Genomic DNA, 16,514 nt, shown 5'->3' with positions numbered 1-16,514 from the left:
TCAAGCATCACCCACGTTCAGCGCTGCCCGGCCCCGTGCGGGCGGCTCGGGCGTGCTCGCCGGGGGCAGCCGCAACAGCCGGGCGGCCCAGCCGGGCATCCACCAGTTGACCTTGCCGAACAGGGACACCAGCGCCGGCAGTAGCAGCATCCGTACGACGACGGCGTCGAGCACGACACCCGCGGCCATCCCGGAGGCGAGCTCACGGACGGTGATGTCGTTCGCGGAGGCCAGAGACGCGAGCGAGAAGAACAGGATCAAAGCCGCGCTGGTCACCAGCCGCCCGGTCCGCGAGATGCCTTCGACGATCCCCTCGTGGGTGGAGCCGGTGCGCTCGTAGCCCTCCCGCACCCGGGCGAGGATGAACACCTCGTAGTCCATGGAAATGCCGAACAGGAACCCGAACAACAGCATCGGCACGAAGGTGTCGACCGATCCAGTGCCCGGCACGCCCCACAACGCCTCGGTCCCGATCCCGTGCTGCCAGACAATGACGACTACACCGTAGGTCGCCGCCACCGACACCGCGTTGAGCAGCACCGCCTTGGCCGGAAGCATGATCGACCTCAGCCCGCGGGCGAGGAGCAGGAACGTCACGAGGGCCACCAGGCCGAACATCAGGGGGAACGCGCCATAGGTGGCGTCGGCCTCGTCGATCTGCTGCGCGGCGTGGCCTCCGACCAGCACCCCGTGCGGCACCGTGCGCCGCACGTCGTCCAGCGAGGTGCCCGCGTCCGAGGTGCCGACCTCGCGCTCGGGCAGCACGACCACCAGCCCACTTCCTCCTCGCTGCCAGGACGCGCCGGTCGGGGCCACCGCGCCGTGCACGCTCGACAGGCCGTCCAACGACGCCGCGACCGCCTGCGCCTGCCCGGACGAAGGCACCCATATCGGGATGGTGGTGAGGGTGCCGCTGGGGAACCCGCCGGCTTCCAGGGCGCGCAGCCCGTCGGCGTAGGCATCGGTGCCGACCAGCGCGGACCCGGTCGGCTGCGCGATGTTCATGGTCGCCGCGACCCCGGTCAGCCCGGACAGGATCGCCAAGCCGAACACGGCGGCCAGGACCCGGTGGCGGATCACCGTGTGCGACCACCACGTCCAGAACCGGCTCACCTTCCCGCTGGACCGGCGTCGCGGCCAGTCCAGGCGCGGACCCAGCTTCGACAGCACGGCCGGGAGCAGTGTCAAGGCGACCAGCGTGGCCGTCGAGGGGATGAACAGCCCGGAGATGCCGACACCACGCACGAGCGACACCGGAACCACGATCAGCGCGAACAGCCCGAGGGACGCGGTGACACCGCTGAACATGACCGCGTGCCCGGCCCGCCGCATGGCCGCCTGCACCGCCTCCGCGTTCGACCTGCCCGCGGCGCGCTCCTCACGCCACCGGTTGACGATCAGCAGCGAGTAGTCGATCGACAGGCCCAGCCCGAGCAGCGCGACGATGTACTGCACGGCCGGGTTGAACGGCACCGTCGCCGAGGGCACCACGAACGTCAGGGCGTAGATGAACAGCTGCATCGTCAGCACCGAGATCAGCGCCATGACCAACGGCAGGAGCGCGAGGACCGACCCGAACACCCAGGCCAGCACGATCAACGCGCCCAGCGCGCCGATCAACAGCTCCGTCATCACACTGGAGTGGCCGCTGGAGGCGCTACCGGACGCGAGCGCGTTCAAACCGGTGCTGTGCACCGTGGCCTCCGGCAGGGCGGTTCTGGCCGCCGAGGTCAACTGGTCGAGCACCGCGGCCGGTACGTCGCGTCCCGCCTGGGGCGGGTAGACGAGCAGGATCGTGCTCCGCCCTCCGTTGCCGAGCAGCGCCTGGTCACCGGTCGAGGCAAAGGAGATCTCCCGGAGCCCGGGCATCCCCTTCGCGATCCGCGCGTCCAGGGCGCGCAGCTTGGCCGCCACCCCGTCCGACGTGACCGTCAAGCCGTCCGGCAGGTCGATCACCACGACGCCCGGGTCCGACGCGCTACCGCCGTACTGCGCCGCGATCCGCTCGTTGGCCGTGTACGCGGCACTGTCGAGAAGGATTCCGCTCTTCAACCGGCCCGACACCGACGGGGCCAGGACCAACCCCACCACGGTGATCGCCAGCCATACGAGCCCGACCACCACCCGGTGCCGGACCACCCATCCACTCAACGAATCCAACAATCCCTCCCGAGCAGAGCCCTCCGTGTCAGCCGGACTCTAGGAAGCACCGCCTTTCAGTTCGCTTACCTCCGGGTCCGTCCGGGGAGAGCCCGGCCGCCCGGAGAAGCAGGCCCGGCACCGGTCGGATCGGCGCCTGCCATGTGCTGGACATAGGAAATCCCGGCCTGCCGGAAGCCGGGCGGTATGTGATTACGGAATTACGGGGTGGCCGGTAGGCGGAAACACGGCCCCGGGCGACGCGAGAGACCATCCCGGGGCCCGTGGCGGCTTGGTAAAGCCCAGATACGAAAGCCCACTCGACGGGCCTTCAGGTATTCGCGGTTCATTTGTGCTGAGGCGTCCGGCGAGATGCGATCGGGACGGACGGCGGCGCGCCCACCGGCGCGGGCGCGCCGCCGAACCCCTGCTCCCCCGCCAGTGTCGGGCTGGTGACGCACCGGTGCCCCCGGGCGGTCATGGCCGGGCACTTCGGTCTCGTGACCCGAAAGAAATCACCGCTACTAATGGTGACGGGTAGACCGGTCTTCCGCGTTTCTCAGGGTTTTGACGGACGTTTGTTTGCTACATTGCCAAAGTCTTGACTAATCAGTTCGGGCTGGTGATAGTGAGCAGGAGAACTTCCTTCTTGGCGGACCCGACCCCCCGGCGATGCCCGACGATCGGTCATCTGATGAGGGAGGACCATGGCATCACGCAGGTTCGAGGCCGCCATCTCCACCTGGTCCCCGGCGATCGGCGCGACGGGGATGGGTGTCCACCATTGCCACCGGCGGGATCGAGGATCTCGCCACCTCCGACGGCGGGTGCTCCGCACCTGACGCCCACCCGGCGGGCGGCCGCGTACGGCTACGGGGAGCCATGACGACGCACGTCGCCCGGCGACGCGTCCATCTTGATCGAAGGGGAGGCACGGCCCCCGCGCGAGCAGCTACACGATCCAGCGAGGTGGGGCGAAGCGACACGCCGATCGCGACGGTGAACGCGCCCGCCACCACGTCGCGCGACACCGGGCTCAGCCCGACGCCGATCTACTTCTACCAAGGTCTTCGCGGTGAACTCGGCGGACGAGTCCGCCCGTACGCCGGACCACGCCTCCAAGACCCGCCGGCGCTCGACGCCGCCGGCGACGTCCCCGGGGTGCCCGCCGGGCCACGCCCGTGAGAGCGCCCTGACCGCGGAGTTCAGCGCCCTCGTCCCGTAACCCCAAAGCCGGCACGGTCGACGCTGTCACGGCACAGCGCCGGTCGTGGCCGTGCGCATCGGCGCGTTCGCGTCCGGCCATGCCCTCACACGGCGCCTGCGACCTCACCGCTCATCGAGTTCGCGGCGGGCTGACCGGCGCGGCGCGCGTCATTCCCATCTTGAGCAGGGAGTTCGTCCATGCGACCGTTCCTTCCCTTGACGAGCCGCCGTCCCCGGCCCGCCGCCCACGTCCTTCGTCCCCGCCGCGTCCCCGCCGCCCTGGCCGTGCTCGCGCTGCCGCTCGGCCTGGTCGTGGCCGCCGGCACCCCGGCCACCTCGGCGGTCAACGGCGTCGCGGCCGCCCCGATCCTCGGCACGTGGGAGGTCCAGAGCCTCAACGGCACCGGCAACAACCCCTACGGATCGTCCGTCGGCAGCTCCGGCACGAACTACTTACGCATCGCCCCCTCACGGTACGTCGACGGCAAGAGCCAGATGACCACCACTCCGAACGGGCGGTACGTCTCCAACCGCGTGTTCAACGACGTGAACATCAACGTCTTCTCCGAGCGCGGTGTAAGCCAGTGGGGCAACGTGTGGGGGCAGTTCATCGACCACACGATCGGCCTGCGGCAGGAAGGCGGAACCCAGGCCGACATCCCGTTCAACCGGACGGACACGATGGAGTCGTTCACCAACGACCTCGGCGTCGTGCCGTTCACCCGTACGGTCGCCGCGCCGGGGACCGGGGTGAGCAACCCCCGCCAGCAGGTCAACACCGTCAGCTCCTACGTCGACGCGTGGGCCGTCTACGGCGGCACCGACGCCCGGCTGGACTGGATGCGCGAAGGCACGGTGGACGGCAACCCCGCCAACAACAACGCGAAGCTGCTGCTGTCCGGCGGATACCTGCCCCGGCGTACCAGCCGGGGCAACGCGTCGACCGCGCCCACGATGCAGGTGGACGGACGCCTGCTCGCCAACCCGGGCAACGCCGTCGTCGCCGGGGACGTGCGCGCCAACGAGAACATGGCGCTGACCGCGACGCAGACGCTGTTCGCCCGCGAGCACAACCGGATCGTCTCGCTGCTCCCGGCCTCGATGTCCCAGGAGGACAAGTTCCAGATCGCCCGCGCGGTGGTGATCGCCGAGCAGCAGTACATCACCTACAACGAGTTCCTTCCCGCTATGGGCGTCTCGCTGCCCTCCTACCAGGGCTACGACCCGGGCATCGACCCGAGCGTGGCCAACGAGTTCGCCACCGTCGGCTACCGCGCCCACAGCCAGATCCACGGCGAGATGGAGTTCCACACCAACGCCGGCCGCTACTCCCAGGCCACGCTCGACGCCCTTGAGGCACAGGGAGTCGAGGTGACCGTCACCGGCGCCGACGTCGCGCTCGCCGTCCCGCTCAACGTGGCGTTCTTCAATCCCGACCTCCTCACGCAGATCCAGTTGGGGCCCGTACTCAAGGGCATCGGCGGGGAGTCGGAGTACCGCAACGACGAGACGATCGACAACCAGCTCCGCAGCGTCCTGTTCCAGGTCCCCGTCCCCGGCAACCCAGGCTGCCTGGACGGGCCCACCCTGCCCCAGTGCTTCCGCGGCGTGGTCGACCTCGGCGCCGTCGACCTGCAGCGCGGGCGCGACCACGGCATCCCCACCTACAACCAGCTCCGCAACGCCTACGGCCTGCCGTCCAAGACGTCGTTCACCGCCATCACCGGCGAGACGACGGAAGCCTTCCCGTCGGACCCGCTGCTCACCCCCGGCAACGAGATCAACGACCTCAACAGCCTGGACGTCGTCCAGCTCTTCGACATCAACGGCAACCCGACGACCGTCGCCGCCGACAACGCGACCCGCGTCGTCCGCCGTACGACGCTGGCCGCGCGCCTCAAGGCGATCTACGGCTCGGTGAACAACGTGGACGCCTTCACCGGCATGCTCGCCGAGAAGCACGTCACCGGCTCGGAACTGGGCGAGTTGCAGCTCGCGATCTGGCGGGACCAGTTCGGCGCGGCGCGCGACGGCGACCGCTTCTACTACCAGAACGACCCCCTGCAGAGCTTCCTGCGCCAGCAGTACGGCATCGACTCGCGCAAGACGTTGTCCCAGATCATCGCCCTGAACACCGACATCCCCCAGGCCGATCTGCCCGCCAACGTGTTCCTGCTGCCCGCGAACCCGGCACTCGCCGCGGCGAGATCCGCCGCGCCGCCCGCCTCAGCTTCGACCGCCCGCCGTCACCCGGTGGGCCCCACTTCCAGCGTCACCGCCACCACACCCAGGACCAGACTCCGCGACCTGAGCTGAGCCGCAGGCACCCCACCCGATGATCCGACGCACCGGCCCTGCCACGTCAGCCTGGCAGGGCCGGTAGGTGTGGCTATCGTGCTGTGGTGGATCTCGTGGATGACGACGCGGCGGTGGCCGCCGCCCGTGCGGGGGACGAATCGGCATTCGCCGGACTCGCCGCGAAGTACCGGCGCGAACTGCAGGTGCACTGCTACCGGATGCTGGCCTCCTTCGAGGACGCCGAGGACCTGACGCAGGAGGCGTTCCTGCGCGCCTGGCGCGGGCGCGAGACCTTCGTGGGCCGTTCCACGTTCCGGGCCTGGCTGTACCGGATCGCCACGAACGCGTGCCTGGACTTCCTCGACCGCAACCCCCGCAGGCCGCGGCCGTACCAGTCACCCTCACATTCCGGTACGTATCCGGCGGAGCGGCCGTCCGAGATTCCCTGGTTGCAGCCGTACCCGGACGCGCTGCTGGAGCCGGTGGCGCCGCGCCAGGGCGAACCCGACGCCGTGGTCGTCGCCAGGGAGACGATCGAACTGGCCTTCCTGGCCGCCATCCAGCACCTGCCGCCGAGGCAGCGGGCGGTGCTGATCTTGCGCGACGTGCTCGGCTGGCCCGCCGAACAGGTGGCGACCGCCTTGGAGATGAGCGTCGCCGCGGTGAAGAGCGCGCTCCAGCGGGCCCGGCCGGCGCTTCGGGAGCGGCTGCCCGGACGGCGGCTGGATTGGGCGATCTCCTCGGAGCCGACCCAGGACGAACGCGCGCTGCTGCACCGGTACATGGCGGCGATGGAGAGCGCGGACGCCCACGCCCTGGCCGGGCTGCTGAGCGAGGACGTGCGCCTGACGATGCCGCCGCTCCCGATGTGGTTCGCGGGACGCGACGCGATCACCGCCTTCGCCGCCGAGGTGTTCACCCCCGGGTCCTCCGCGTACCACGGCGACTGGCGACTCGTCCCCGTCCACGCGAACCGCCAGCCCGCCACCGCCAAGTACAACCGGCGCCCGGACGAGACGACGTACCGCGCCCAGTCCCTCGACGTACTACGGATCGTAGGGGGCCAGGTGCTGGAGATCACCACCTTCGGCCCTGGCTTCTTCCCCATCTTCGCCCTGCCGGAGACGCTCACTTCGGGCAGCGCCGATTCCTTTTCCCCAGGGCGCCCGTCTCAACAGACGACCACTGACGAGAGGGGCGCCCCATGAGCGACACCACAACGAACCCGAGCGACAACACCCCCGACCTTCGCGACAAGACACCGAACCCGGCGTTGCGGCAACTCGACATCCTGGTCGGCACGTGGAACGTCACCACCTCCGACGGAGGCCAGGGCGCGAGCGACGGCCAGGTCAGCTTCGAATGGATGGAGGGCGGCTTCTTCCTGATCCAACGCTTCGACCTCGGCCGGGTGCGGGGCGTGGAGTACATCGGCTACGACGAGGAGACCGACACCCTGCGCTCGCACGTCTTCAGCACCACGGGCGACCTCCTCCCCTACACCTGGCAGGTCAAGGACGGCACCCTCACGATCTGGTACGACACCCCCGGCTCCCCCGCCTACTACAAGGGCACGTTCACCGAGGACGGCAATTCCTACGTGGGCGCCTGGCACTGGCCCGGCGGCGGCTACGAGGCAGCCGGCAGCCGCGCCTGACCCCCGAACCACCACCCAAGACCGCCTCACGTGACCGTCCGCCGGCCCCCAAACCGGCGAACGGTCACACCGGCCGGGTGGCGCGCCGCACGACGGCTGCCCCGAGCGGAGCGAGGGACCTTTCGTAGGGCCCGGCGGCAGATCACCTACTTGGCGGCTTTCAGGTAGTCGCGGTTCATTTGGGTTATTACGTCGAGGCTGATGCCCTTGGGGCAGACGGCGGTGCATTCGCCGGTGTTGGTGCAGCCGCCGAAGCCTTCCAGGTCCATCTGCTCCACCATCGCCACGGCGCGGGAGTCGCGTTCGGGCTGGCCCTGGGGCAGGAGGCCCAGGTGGGTGATCTTGGCGGCGGTGAACAGGGACGCCGAGCCGTTGGGGCAGGCGGCCACGCAGGCGCCGCAGCCGATGCAGGTGGCGGCGTCGAACGCGTCGTCGGCGTCCTCCTTCTTCACCGGGACGCTGTGCGCGTCGGGCGCCGAGCCGGCGGGGACGGAGATGAAGCCGCCGGCCTGGATGATGCGGTCGAAGGAGCTCCGGTCGACGACGAGGTCCTTGACGACGGGGAACGGCGCGGCCCGCCACGGCTCGATCGTGATGGTGGCGCCGTCCTCGAAGTGGCGCATGTGGAGCTGGCACGTCGTGGTGGCCCGCTGCTCGCCGTGCGCGACGCCGTTGATCACCATGCCGCACATGCCGCAGATGCCCTCGCGGCAGTCGTGGTCGAACGCGACGGGGTCGTCGCCTTCGAGGATGAGCCGCTCGTTGAGGACGTCGAGCATCTCCAGGAACGACATGTCCGGCGACACGTCCGTGACCTGATAAGTCACCATGCGCCCGCTGTCGGCGGGGCCGTTCTGCCGCCAGACCTTGAGGGTCAGGTTCACTTGTAGCTCCGCTGGGTCATCTTGACGTACTCGTACCGGAGTTCTTCCTTGTGCAGCACCGGCTCGCCGCCGGGGTCGTGCTCCCAGGCGGCGACGTAGGCGAAGTTCTCGTCGTCGCGCAGCGCCTCGCCCTCCTCGGTCTGGGACTCGGCGCGGAAGTGCCCGCCGCAGGACTCGGTGCGGTGCAGGGCGTCCAGGCACATCAGCTCGGCGAGGTCGAAGAAGTCGGCGACCCGCCCGGCCCGCTCCAGGGCCTGGTTGAGGCCCTCCTCCTCGCCGGGCACCTTGACGTTGTTCCAGAACTCCTCGCGCAGCTCGGGGATGCGGTCGAGGGCCTTGCGCAGTCCCTCCTCGGTGCGCTCCATGCCGCAGTGGTCCCACATGAGCTTGCCGAGCTCGCGGTGGTAGGAGTCGGCGGTACGGGTGCCGCCGACGGAGAGCAGCCGTCCGATCTTGCCGGTGACCTGGCCGATGGCCTCGTCCACGTCCTCCTGCGCGACCTCGCCGAAGGAACCGCCGGCGAGGTAGTCGCCGATGGTGGTGGGCAGCACGAAGTAGCCGTCGGCGAGGCCCTGCATCAGGGCGGACGCGCCGAGGCGGTTGGCGCCGTGGTCGGAGAAGTTGGCCTCGCCGATGACGAACAGGCCGGGGATGGTCGACTGGAGGTCGTAGTCCACCCACAGCCCGCCCATCGTGTAGTGGACGGCCGGGTAGATGCGCATGGGCCGGGTGTAGGGGTCCTCGCCGGTGATGCGCTCGTACATCTCGAAGAGGTTGCCGTACTTCTTCTCGACGGCGTCCTTGCCGAGGCGCGCGATGGCGTCGGCGAAGTCCAGGTACACGCCGAGGCCGCCCGGTCCGACGCCGCGGCCCTCGTCGCAGACGTTCTTGGCGGCGCGGGACGCGATGTCACGCGGCACCAGGTTGCCGAAGGCCGGATAAATCCGCTCAAGGTAGTAGTCGCGCTCGGCCTCCGGGATGTCCCCCGGCGCCCGCGAGTCCCCCGCCGTCACGGGCACCCACACGCGCCCGTCGTTGCGCAGCGACTCCGACATCAGCGTCAGCTTCGACTGGTACTCCCCGCTCACCGGGATGCAGGTGGGGTGGATCTGCGTGTAGCACGGGTTCCCGAAGTACGCCCCCCGCCGGTGCGCCCGCCAGATCGCCGTGGTGTTGCACCCCTTGGCGTTGGTCGACAGGAAGAACACGTTGCCGTACCCGCCGGTCGCGAGCACGACGGCGTCCGCCAGGTGCGTCTCGATCTCGCCGCTGACCAGGTCGCGGACGATCACGCCGCGCGCCCGCCCGCCGCTGACGACGAGGTCGAGCATCTCGTGCCGGGTGTGCATCTCGACGGTCCCGGCCGCGATCTGGCGCTCCAGGGCCTGGTACGCGCCGAGCAGCAGCTGCTGTCCCGTCTGCCCGCGCGCGTAGAACGTCCTGGAGACCTGGGCGCCGCCGAAGGACCGGGTGTCGAGCAGCCCGCCGTACTCGCGGGCGAACGGCACGCCCTGGGCCACGGCCTGGTCGATGATGTTCACGCTGACCTGCGCGAGCCGGTACACGTTGGACTCGCGGGCCCGGAAGTCGCCGCCCTTGACGGTGTCGTAGAACAGGCGGTGGATCGAGTCGCCGTCGCCGCGGTAGTTCTTGGCCGCGTTGATGCCGCCCTGCGCCGCGATCGAGTGCGCCCGGCGGGGCGAGTCCTGGTAGCAGAACGATTTGACCTTGTACCCCAGCTCGCCGAGGGTCGCCGCGGCCGACCCGCCCGCCAGGCCGGTGCCGACGACGATGACGGTCAGCTTGCGCTTGTTGGCCGGGTTGACCAGCTTGGCCGAGAATCGGCGCTGGTCCCAGCGCTCCTCGATGGGCCCGTCCGGGGCCTTGGTGTCGCGGATCGGCTCGCCGGTCGTGTAGTTCACTTCACAACTCCGATCATCACGGCGATGGGGACGGACAGGAAGCCGAGGACCAGCACGGCCGCGAAGCCGGCGGCGAAGCCGCGCAGCAGGTGGCGCCTGCGGCCGTTCGCCAGCCCGAGGGTCTGGAAGGCGCTCCACATGCCGTGGCGCAGGTGGAGGCCCACCATGACGAGGGCGGCGATGTAGAAGGCCGTGACCCACCAGCGGGAGGGGTCGAATCCGGCGACCACGCGGTCGTACGGGGTGGCGTGGAAGCCCTTGGGGTTGACGGTCCCGAAGGTGAGGTCCAGCAGGTGCCAGATGACGAAGAGCAGGATCACGACCCCGCCGTACCGCATGGTGTGGACGACGTAGCCGCCGGCCTGCGACCTGCGCCGGGCCGCGTACTTGACGGGCCGGGCCCTGCGCGCGCGGCGGGCCAGCGAGACGGCGGACCACATGTGCAGCACGACGGCGGCGACCAGGCCGATCTCGGTGATGGTCAGGAGCGCGCGGCCGGGCACGGCGGGCTCGCCGACGGTGCGCAACCACTCGGCGTAGGAGTTGAAGGACTCCGCGCCGAGGAAGATCTTGAGGTTGCCCAGCATGTGACCGATGAGGAAGAGCACCAGCACGGCGCCGGTGACCGCCATGACGGCCTTCCTGCCGTTGGACGTCCCGAGCAGTCCCGGGCGCCGTCCGCGCGCCGGCCTGTCAGGGGCCGGCTTCTTGGAGGTCGGGGGTACGCGGCGCACCTCGGCGGTCGCCGCGCCTCGTTCGATCGTCGATGTCACGTTTGCCGACGGTAGGTAAGGAGCGCATATGCCGTCCAAGTCATCGCGGGCCTTGTTTCGATAGCCGGAGGCTATCCACCGTGGCCCTTACCGCACGGAGGCGCGACGGGGGACCGCCCGTGCGAGCAATCTCACAATGCGGGCACCGGCGAGGCCGGAGGAGGTCGGCGGAAACGGTCACCGTACGCTGTGAATCGTGCAGCTCCAGCAACTCGCCTCGTTCGTCGCTGTGGCGGAGACCGCACACTTCACGCACGCCGCCGAGCGCATGCGGGTGGCCCAGCCGTCCCTGAGCAAGCAGATCAAGGCGCTGGAGACCGAGCTCGGCGCGCCGCTGTTCAGCCGCGCCCGGGGCAACGTGACGCTGACCCCGGCGGGCGAGGCGCTGCTCCCCCTGGCCCGGCGCATGCTGGCCGACGCCGACACCGCCCGCCGCGAGGTGGCCGAGCTGGCCGGCCTGCGGCGGGGCCGGGTGCGGCTGGGCGCGACCCCTTCGCTGTGCGCCGGGCTGCTGGCCGAGGCGCTGGCCCGCTTCCACGCGGACTACCCGGGGATCGACCTGCTGGTGGAGGAGAGCGGCTCGCGCGACCTGGTCAAGGACCTGGCGCGCGGCCGGCTGGACCTGGCGCTGATCATCCTGCCCCTGCAGAGCAACGACCCGTCCCTGGTCACCCAGGAGATCCTGCGGGAGAACCTCGTGGTGGCCTCTCCCACGGAGGCGCGCGGGCGCAGGCCGTACGTCCGGATCGAGGAGTTGCGGGGACGGCCGATGGTGATGTTCCGCCGGGGGTACGACCTGCGCGAGGCGACGCTGAACGCCTGCCGCCAGGCCGGGTTCGAGCCGCGCTTCGCCGTCGAGGGCGGCGAGATGGACGCGGTGCTGCGGTTCGTGGAGGCGGGGCTGGGGGTGGCGGTGGTGCCCTCGATGGTGCTCGACGGGCGGCCGGGGCTGGCGGGCACGCCACTCGCCCCGCCGGGGCTACGCCGCGCGATCGCGCTCGCTCGGCGCAAGGACGTGGAGCCCACCCGGGCGGCGCACGCCTTCCGCGCTACGCTGCTGTCCTATCTGTCCGAGGCGGCCGAGGAGGGATCGTTGCCCCAGGGTGTCGAGCTGGCCAGGCCTCCCGCGGACGCGTGACGCGGGGTCAGCTGCGAAAGTCGATTTGAAATGCTTCATACCCCCAAGTCACGGTTTCGTACATTCATGCGTCAGGACGGCTTTCGCTATAAGGTGCAGGGCAGCAGGCAAGGTCAACCCATACTTCATACACTTCCCAAGAGGCACCAGTGACCGCGCTCTCGCCCGGCACGCCGGCGGCGCCGACCGAGATGCAGACGATCCTCCTCATCGAGGACGACGCGGGCGACGCGTTCCTGGTCGAAGAGCTGCTCGCCACCACCCCCACGCCCCCGAAGATCATTTGGGCGCGCAGCCTCGCCGAAAGCCGTGACCGGCTGACGGACCAGGTCCAGTGCGTGGTGGTGGACCTCTCCCTCCCGGACGCCACCGGCCTTGAGGCGCTGCGGCAGGTCCTCGCCATGGCCCCCGACACGGCCGTGCTGGTGCTCACCGGCCTGGACGACGCGCACGTCGGCGTCGCGGCGGTCGCGGCCGGCGCGCAGGACTACCTGGTGAAGCAGGACGTCGACGAGCGCCTGCTGGCCCGGGCGATCAGCTACGCGATCGAGCGCAAGCGCGCCGACCTCGTCCAGCGCAAGCTCGCGGACGCCCAGCACTTCAGCCGCGAGAACTCTCGCCTGGAACACGGCCTGCTGCCCGTCCCCCTCCTCAAGGAGGCCCACGGGCTCCAGCACCACGCGCGCTACCTGCCCGGCCGACGGCAGGCCCTGCTCGCGGGCGACTTCTGGGACACGGTGCAGACGCCCGACGGCGCGGTGCACGTCGTGATCGGCGACGTGTGCGGCCACGGCCCCGACGAGGCGGCCCTGGGCGTCGCCCTGCGCATCGCCTGGCGCACGCTCGTGCTGGCCGGCCACACCGGCAACGACCTGCTGGCCACGCTGGAGACGGTGCTGCGCAACGAGCGCAAGTCGCCGGAGATCTTCACCACCCTGTGCACGATGACGATCGAGCCGGGCCTGCGCCACGCCGACCTGCACGTCGTCGGGCATCCGCCGCCGCTGTTCCTGCGCGGCGACGTCCACCAGGGTGTGCTGGACGTCGTGCCGGACACGCCGTCGGGGCCGCCGCTCGGCATCTTCAACGGCGTCGATTGGACGACGATCCGGCTCCCGCTGGGCGACGACTGGACGCTGCTCCTCTACACCGACGGGCTGATCGAGGCCACGATCGGCGGCGGCCCCGACCTGCTCGGCACCGAGGGGCTGATCCGCCTCATCCGCGAGCAGGGCGAGATCGACCTGGACCGCATCATCACCGCGGTCCAGGAGATGCACAGGGACGAGCTCAGCGACGACCTGGCCGCCGTGCTCATCGGCCGGAGGGCCAGATGAGCGGTCGCCTCACTGGCGCCGCCACCCCACCCGGAGGACTACCGTGAGAGGCGGCATCCGCCCTGGCGCCCGCGGCCGCCGTATCCCCGATCCGGAGGCCCCCGTGACCGACCTCGCCCCCCTGCCGCCGCCCGCGCCCCCGAAAGGCTTCGGCCGTCTGCCCCTAGGCCGATGGTTCCTCATCACCGGGCTGCTGGTCATGCTGGCCTTCGTCGTCGGCGCGGGCCTGACCACCGCGACGATCAACACGACGCGCGTCGCCCGCGAGGCCGTGGTGGACGTGATCGACCCCGCCGTCCTGCACACCCTGGAGATCGCCACGGCCCTGTCGGCCGCCGAGAACTCCGTCCGCACCTACGGGCGCACCAACGAGGAGCAGTACCTCCAGGACTACCGCACCGCGCTCCAGGCGGAGGACGAGGCGGCCGCGAAGCTGTCCGGGCTGGTGACGCGCATCGGCGACCCCGCCCCCCGGGCCGACCTCGCGCGGCTGAGGGAGGCCGCCGCCGCCTGGCACCACGACTACGCCGACGTCGTGATCGCCAAGGTTCCGCAGCTCGGCAAGCAGACCTCCACGACCTACGCCGCGGTGAACACCCAGCGCTTCTCCGCCGTGCGCCAGGCCCTGGCGGCGCAGCAGGCGACGCTCGGCCGCCTGCACGACGAGGGCAGCGCCCGTCTGGAGGCCGGCTGGGGGGCGTTCTACGCTCTGATGATCATCATGGCGCTGGTCGTCGTGGCCGCCTTCGTGATCTTCACGCTCCTCGTCCGGTACGTCGTGCTGCGGCCGATCTCCAAGCTCACCGAGCAGGTGCGGGCGGTCGCCATCGGCGACTTCGACCGCGAGCTGCACGTCGACCGCCCCGCCGAGCTCGCCGAGCTGTCCGGCCGCGTCGACGCCATGCGCAGGCGCATCCTGCGGGAGTGGCGCCACTCCGCCAAGGCCCGCCAGCAGCTCTCCGACCAGACGGACGAGCTTCGCCGGTCCAACGCCGAACTGGAGCAGTTCGCCTACGTCGCCAGCCACGACCTCCAGGAGCCGCTGCGCAAGGTCGCGAGCTTCACGCAGATGCTGGAGCAGCGGTACGGCGACCAGCTCGACGACCGCGCCAAGCAGTACGTCGCCTTCGCCGTGGACGGCGCCAAGCGCATGCAGCTCCTGATCAACGACCTGCTCGATCTGTCCCGGGTGGGCCGCGTGGGCGGCGAGAAGGCGCCGGTCAAGGCCGAGAAGGCGCTGGACTACGCCGTCGGGAACCTGGCCGCCCAGATCGAGGACACCGGCGCGGAGGTCACGCACGACGAGCTGCCGGAGGTCTTCGGCGTCCAGGTGCTGCTCACCCAGCTCTTCCAGAACCTCGTCGGCAACGCGATCAAGTTCCGCTCCGAGGATGCGCCCCGCGTCCACATCTCCGCCGAGCGCAAGGAGGACATGTGGGAGTTCGCGTGCGCGGACAACGGCATCGGCGTGGAGAGCAAGTACGCTGATCGAATCTTTCTGATATTTCAGCGCTTGCACCCGCGGGACGTGTATCCAGGAACGGGCATCGGCCTGGCGCTGTGCAGAAAGATCGTCGAGTATCACGGCGGCAAGATCTGGCTCGAAGAACCGGTCCCGGGTAGCAGGGGCACCACCTTCCGCTGGACCTTGCCCGCGATTCCTGGAGACGCGCATGAATGAGCTTCGCTGGATCGACGTCCTGCTCGTCGAGGACGACCCCGGCGACGTGCTGCTGACCCGTGAGGCGTTCGAGCACAACAAGGTGCAGAACAAGCTGCACGTGGTGAGTGACGGCGAGCAGGCCCTGGCGTTCCTGCGCCGCGAGGGCCCCTACGCCGACGCGCCCCGGCCGGACCTGATCCTTCTGGACCTCAACCTGCCCCGCAAGGACGGCAGGGAGGTGCTGGAGGACATCAAGGCCGACGCCGGGCTGCGCAGCATCCCCGTGGTCGTGCTCACGACCTCGGAGGCCGAGGAGGACATCCTGCGCAGCTACCGCCTCCACGCGAACGCCTACGTCGCCAAGCCGGTCGACTTCGACCAGTTCATTCGGGTGGTACGCCAGATCGACGACTTCTTCGTGACAGTCGTTAAACTGCCAAGAGGTGGACAGCGTTCCTGAGCCTGACAGCGACGTGACAGGAATCACACGAGGTCAGTCGAAAAAGTGAGTGACCCTGTCCACCCCCGGGGTGCCAGCCGTCGTAACGTAGCCCGCACCGGCCACGCGCGCGGCTGCGACCGGCGCGGAGCACACGCGCGCGGCACCCCAGCCAAACGTGAAAGCCCGGACCCTCGCCCCTGAGGCGGCAAAGGCCGGGGAAGGTGGAGAGTTCTCCCATGACCCAGACAACGGCCGGTCGGCCGACCGGCGAACCGGCGCAAAGGAAGCAACGGGCGCAGATCACGGCCCGCACCCTGCGCACGGATCGATGGTGGCTGGCCCCCGCCATCACATTCGCGGCGTTGGCGTCGTTCCTCGTCTACGGACTCTGGGCGATCTTCGACAAGAGCTACTTCGTCGAACCCTACATCGCCCCCTTCTCGTCGCCCTGCCTGGCGACGTCGTGTCCGGAAGGCGCGCGCTTCCTCGGCCTCGCCCCCTTCGGCGACTGGTGGACGCTACCGCCCGGCATTCTGATCCTCGGCCTGCCGGCCGGTTTCCGTCTCACCTGTTACTACTACCGCAAGGGTTACTATCGTGCGTTCTGGCTCTCGCCGCCCGCCTGCGCGGTGGCCGAGCCGCACAAGAAGTACACCGGTGAGACGCGGCTGCCGCTGATCATCCAGAACATCCACCGCTACTTCTTCTACGGCGCGGTGCTGATCGCCCTGGTGCTGACGTGGGACGCGGTGCTGGCCCTGCGGGACGAGCACGGCGCGTGGGGTCATTTCGGGCTCGGCACGCTCATCCTCTGGATCAACGTGGTGCTGATCTGGTCGTACACCCTGAGCTGCCACTCCTGCCGTCACATCACGGCCGGGCGGCTGAACCACTTCTCCAAGCACCCCCTGCGCTACAAGATGTGGACCTTCGTCTCCAAGCTCAACCGCCGCCACATGCTGCTCGCCTGGCTGTCCATGTACTCGGTCATGCTGGCCGACCTGTACGTGCGGCTGGTCGCCAAGGGCATCATCAACTTCCCGCTCGCTTAAGGA

At 69.9% G+C, this 16,514-nt stretch carries 13 protein-coding genes; 9 read left to right on the top strand and 4 right to left on the bottom strand.

The genetic code is table 11. The annotated features are described in order from the left end of the window. Positions 1–2,160 (bottom strand): MMPL family transporter, encoded by a 2,160-nt coding sequence (locus tag DQ384_RS11865; protein ID WP_220182894.1) that lies wholly within the window; start codon positions 2,158–2,160, stop codon positions 1–3. A gap of 948 nt (positions 2,161–3,108) precedes the next feature. Here DQ384_RS11865 and DQ384_RS11860 point away from each other — a divergent pair. The 4 genes from DQ384_RS11860 (at position 3,109) to DQ384_RS11845 (ending at position 7,300) form a co-directional block, all read left to right on the top strand. After that, entirely contained in the window at positions 3,109–3,324 is a 216-nt protein-coding gene (locus DQ384_RS11860; protein WP_114028775.1) for a hypothetical protein, read from the top strand. Positions 3,325–3,543: 219 nt separating this feature from the next. Further along, a complete protein-coding gene (locus tag DQ384_RS11855) occupies positions 3,544–5,661 on the top strand; it encodes a peroxidase family protein (RefSeq protein ID WP_114028774.1) in 2,118 nt (705 codons plus the stop codon). An 86-nt stretch (positions 5,662–5,747) separates the two neighbouring features. Further along, complete coding sequence (locus tag DQ384_RS11850) at positions 5,748–6,851, top strand: sigma-70 family RNA polymerase sigma factor (protein ID WP_220182893.1); 1,104 nt, start codon at positions 5,748–5,750, stop codon at positions 6,849–6,851. Continuing rightward, positions 6,848–7,300: a hypothetical protein gene (locus DQ384_RS11845; protein WP_114028772.1), complete on the top strand. Its 453-nt coding sequence runs from the start codon at positions 6,848–6,850 to the stop codon at positions 7,298–7,300. The genes DQ384_RS11850 and DQ384_RS11845 overlap by 4 nt, the downstream gene beginning before the upstream one ends. A 146-nt stretch (positions 7,301–7,446) precedes the next feature. Here the strand turns inward: DQ384_RS11845 and DQ384_RS11840 are convergent, their stop codons facing one another. The 3 genes from DQ384_RS11840 to DQ384_RS11830 are packed head-to-tail and all read right to left on the bottom strand — an operon-like array spanning position 7,447 to position 10,879. Beyond that, positions 7,447–8,184: a succinate dehydrogenase/fumarate reductase iron-sulfur subunit gene (locus DQ384_RS11840; protein ID WP_114028771.1), complete on the bottom strand. Its 738-nt coding sequence runs from the start codon at positions 8,182–8,184 to the stop codon at positions 7,447–7,449. Then, positions 8,181–10,106 carry a fumarate reductase/succinate dehydrogenase flavoprotein subunit gene (locus DQ384_RS11835; protein ID WP_114028770.1) on the bottom strand — a complete coding sequence of 642 codons (1,926 nt, stop codon included), beginning with the start codon at positions 10,104–10,106 and terminating at the stop codon, positions 8,181–8,183. The genes DQ384_RS11840 and DQ384_RS11835 overlap by 4 nt, the downstream gene beginning before the upstream one ends. After that, positions 10,103–10,879, bottom strand: a complete 777-nt coding sequence (locus DQ384_RS11830) for a succinate dehydrogenase cytochrome b subunit (protein ID WP_114028769.1) — start codon at positions 10,877–10,879, stop codon at positions 10,103–10,105. Before DQ384_RS11830 ends, DQ384_RS11835 begins: the two co-directional genes overlap by 4 nt. Before the next feature lie 196 nt (positions 10,880–11,075). Between DQ384_RS11830 and DQ384_RS11825 the strand changes: the two genes are divergently transcribed. The 5 genes from DQ384_RS11825 (at position 11,076) to DQ384_RS11805 (ending at position 16,511) form a co-directional block, all read left to right on the top strand. Beyond that, positions 11,076–12,017: a LysR family transcriptional regulator gene (locus DQ384_RS11825; protein ID WP_114028768.1), complete on the top strand. Its 942-nt coding sequence runs from the start codon at positions 11,076–11,078 to the stop codon at positions 12,015–12,017. 149 nt (positions 12,018–12,166) lie between these two features. Further along, positions 12,167–13,354 carry a PP2C family protein-serine/threonine phosphatase gene (locus tag DQ384_RS11820; protein ID WP_245966395.1) on the top strand — a complete coding sequence of 396 codons (1,188 nt, stop codon included), beginning with the start codon at positions 12,167–12,169 and terminating at the stop codon, positions 13,352–13,354. Between the two features lie 103 nt (positions 13,355–13,457). After that, positions 13,458–15,035: a sensor histidine kinase gene (locus DQ384_RS11815; protein ID WP_114028767.1), complete on the top strand. Its 1,578-nt coding sequence runs from the start codon at positions 13,458–13,460 to the stop codon at positions 15,033–15,035. After that, complete coding sequence (locus tag DQ384_RS11810) at positions 15,028–15,477, top strand: response regulator (RefSeq protein WP_114028766.1); 450 nt, start codon at positions 15,028–15,030, stop codon at positions 15,475–15,477. The genes DQ384_RS11815 and DQ384_RS11810 overlap by 8 nt, the downstream gene beginning before the upstream one ends. Positions 15,478–15,695: 218 nt before the next feature. Then, positions 15,696–16,511, top strand: coding sequence for a hypothetical protein (locus tag DQ384_RS11805; RefSeq protein ID WP_114028765.1), 816 nt, complete (start codon positions 15,696–15,698; stop codon positions 16,509–16,511). Positions 16,512–16,514 lie beyond the last annotated feature (3 nt).

Source organism: Sphaerisporangium album (genome assembly GCF_003323745.1).
Taxonomy (GTDB): Bacteria; Actinomycetota; Actinomycetes; order Streptosporangiales; family Streptosporangiaceae; genus Sphaerisporangium; species Sphaerisporangium album.
This window is presented reverse-complemented; position numbering and strand designations above follow the sequence as displayed.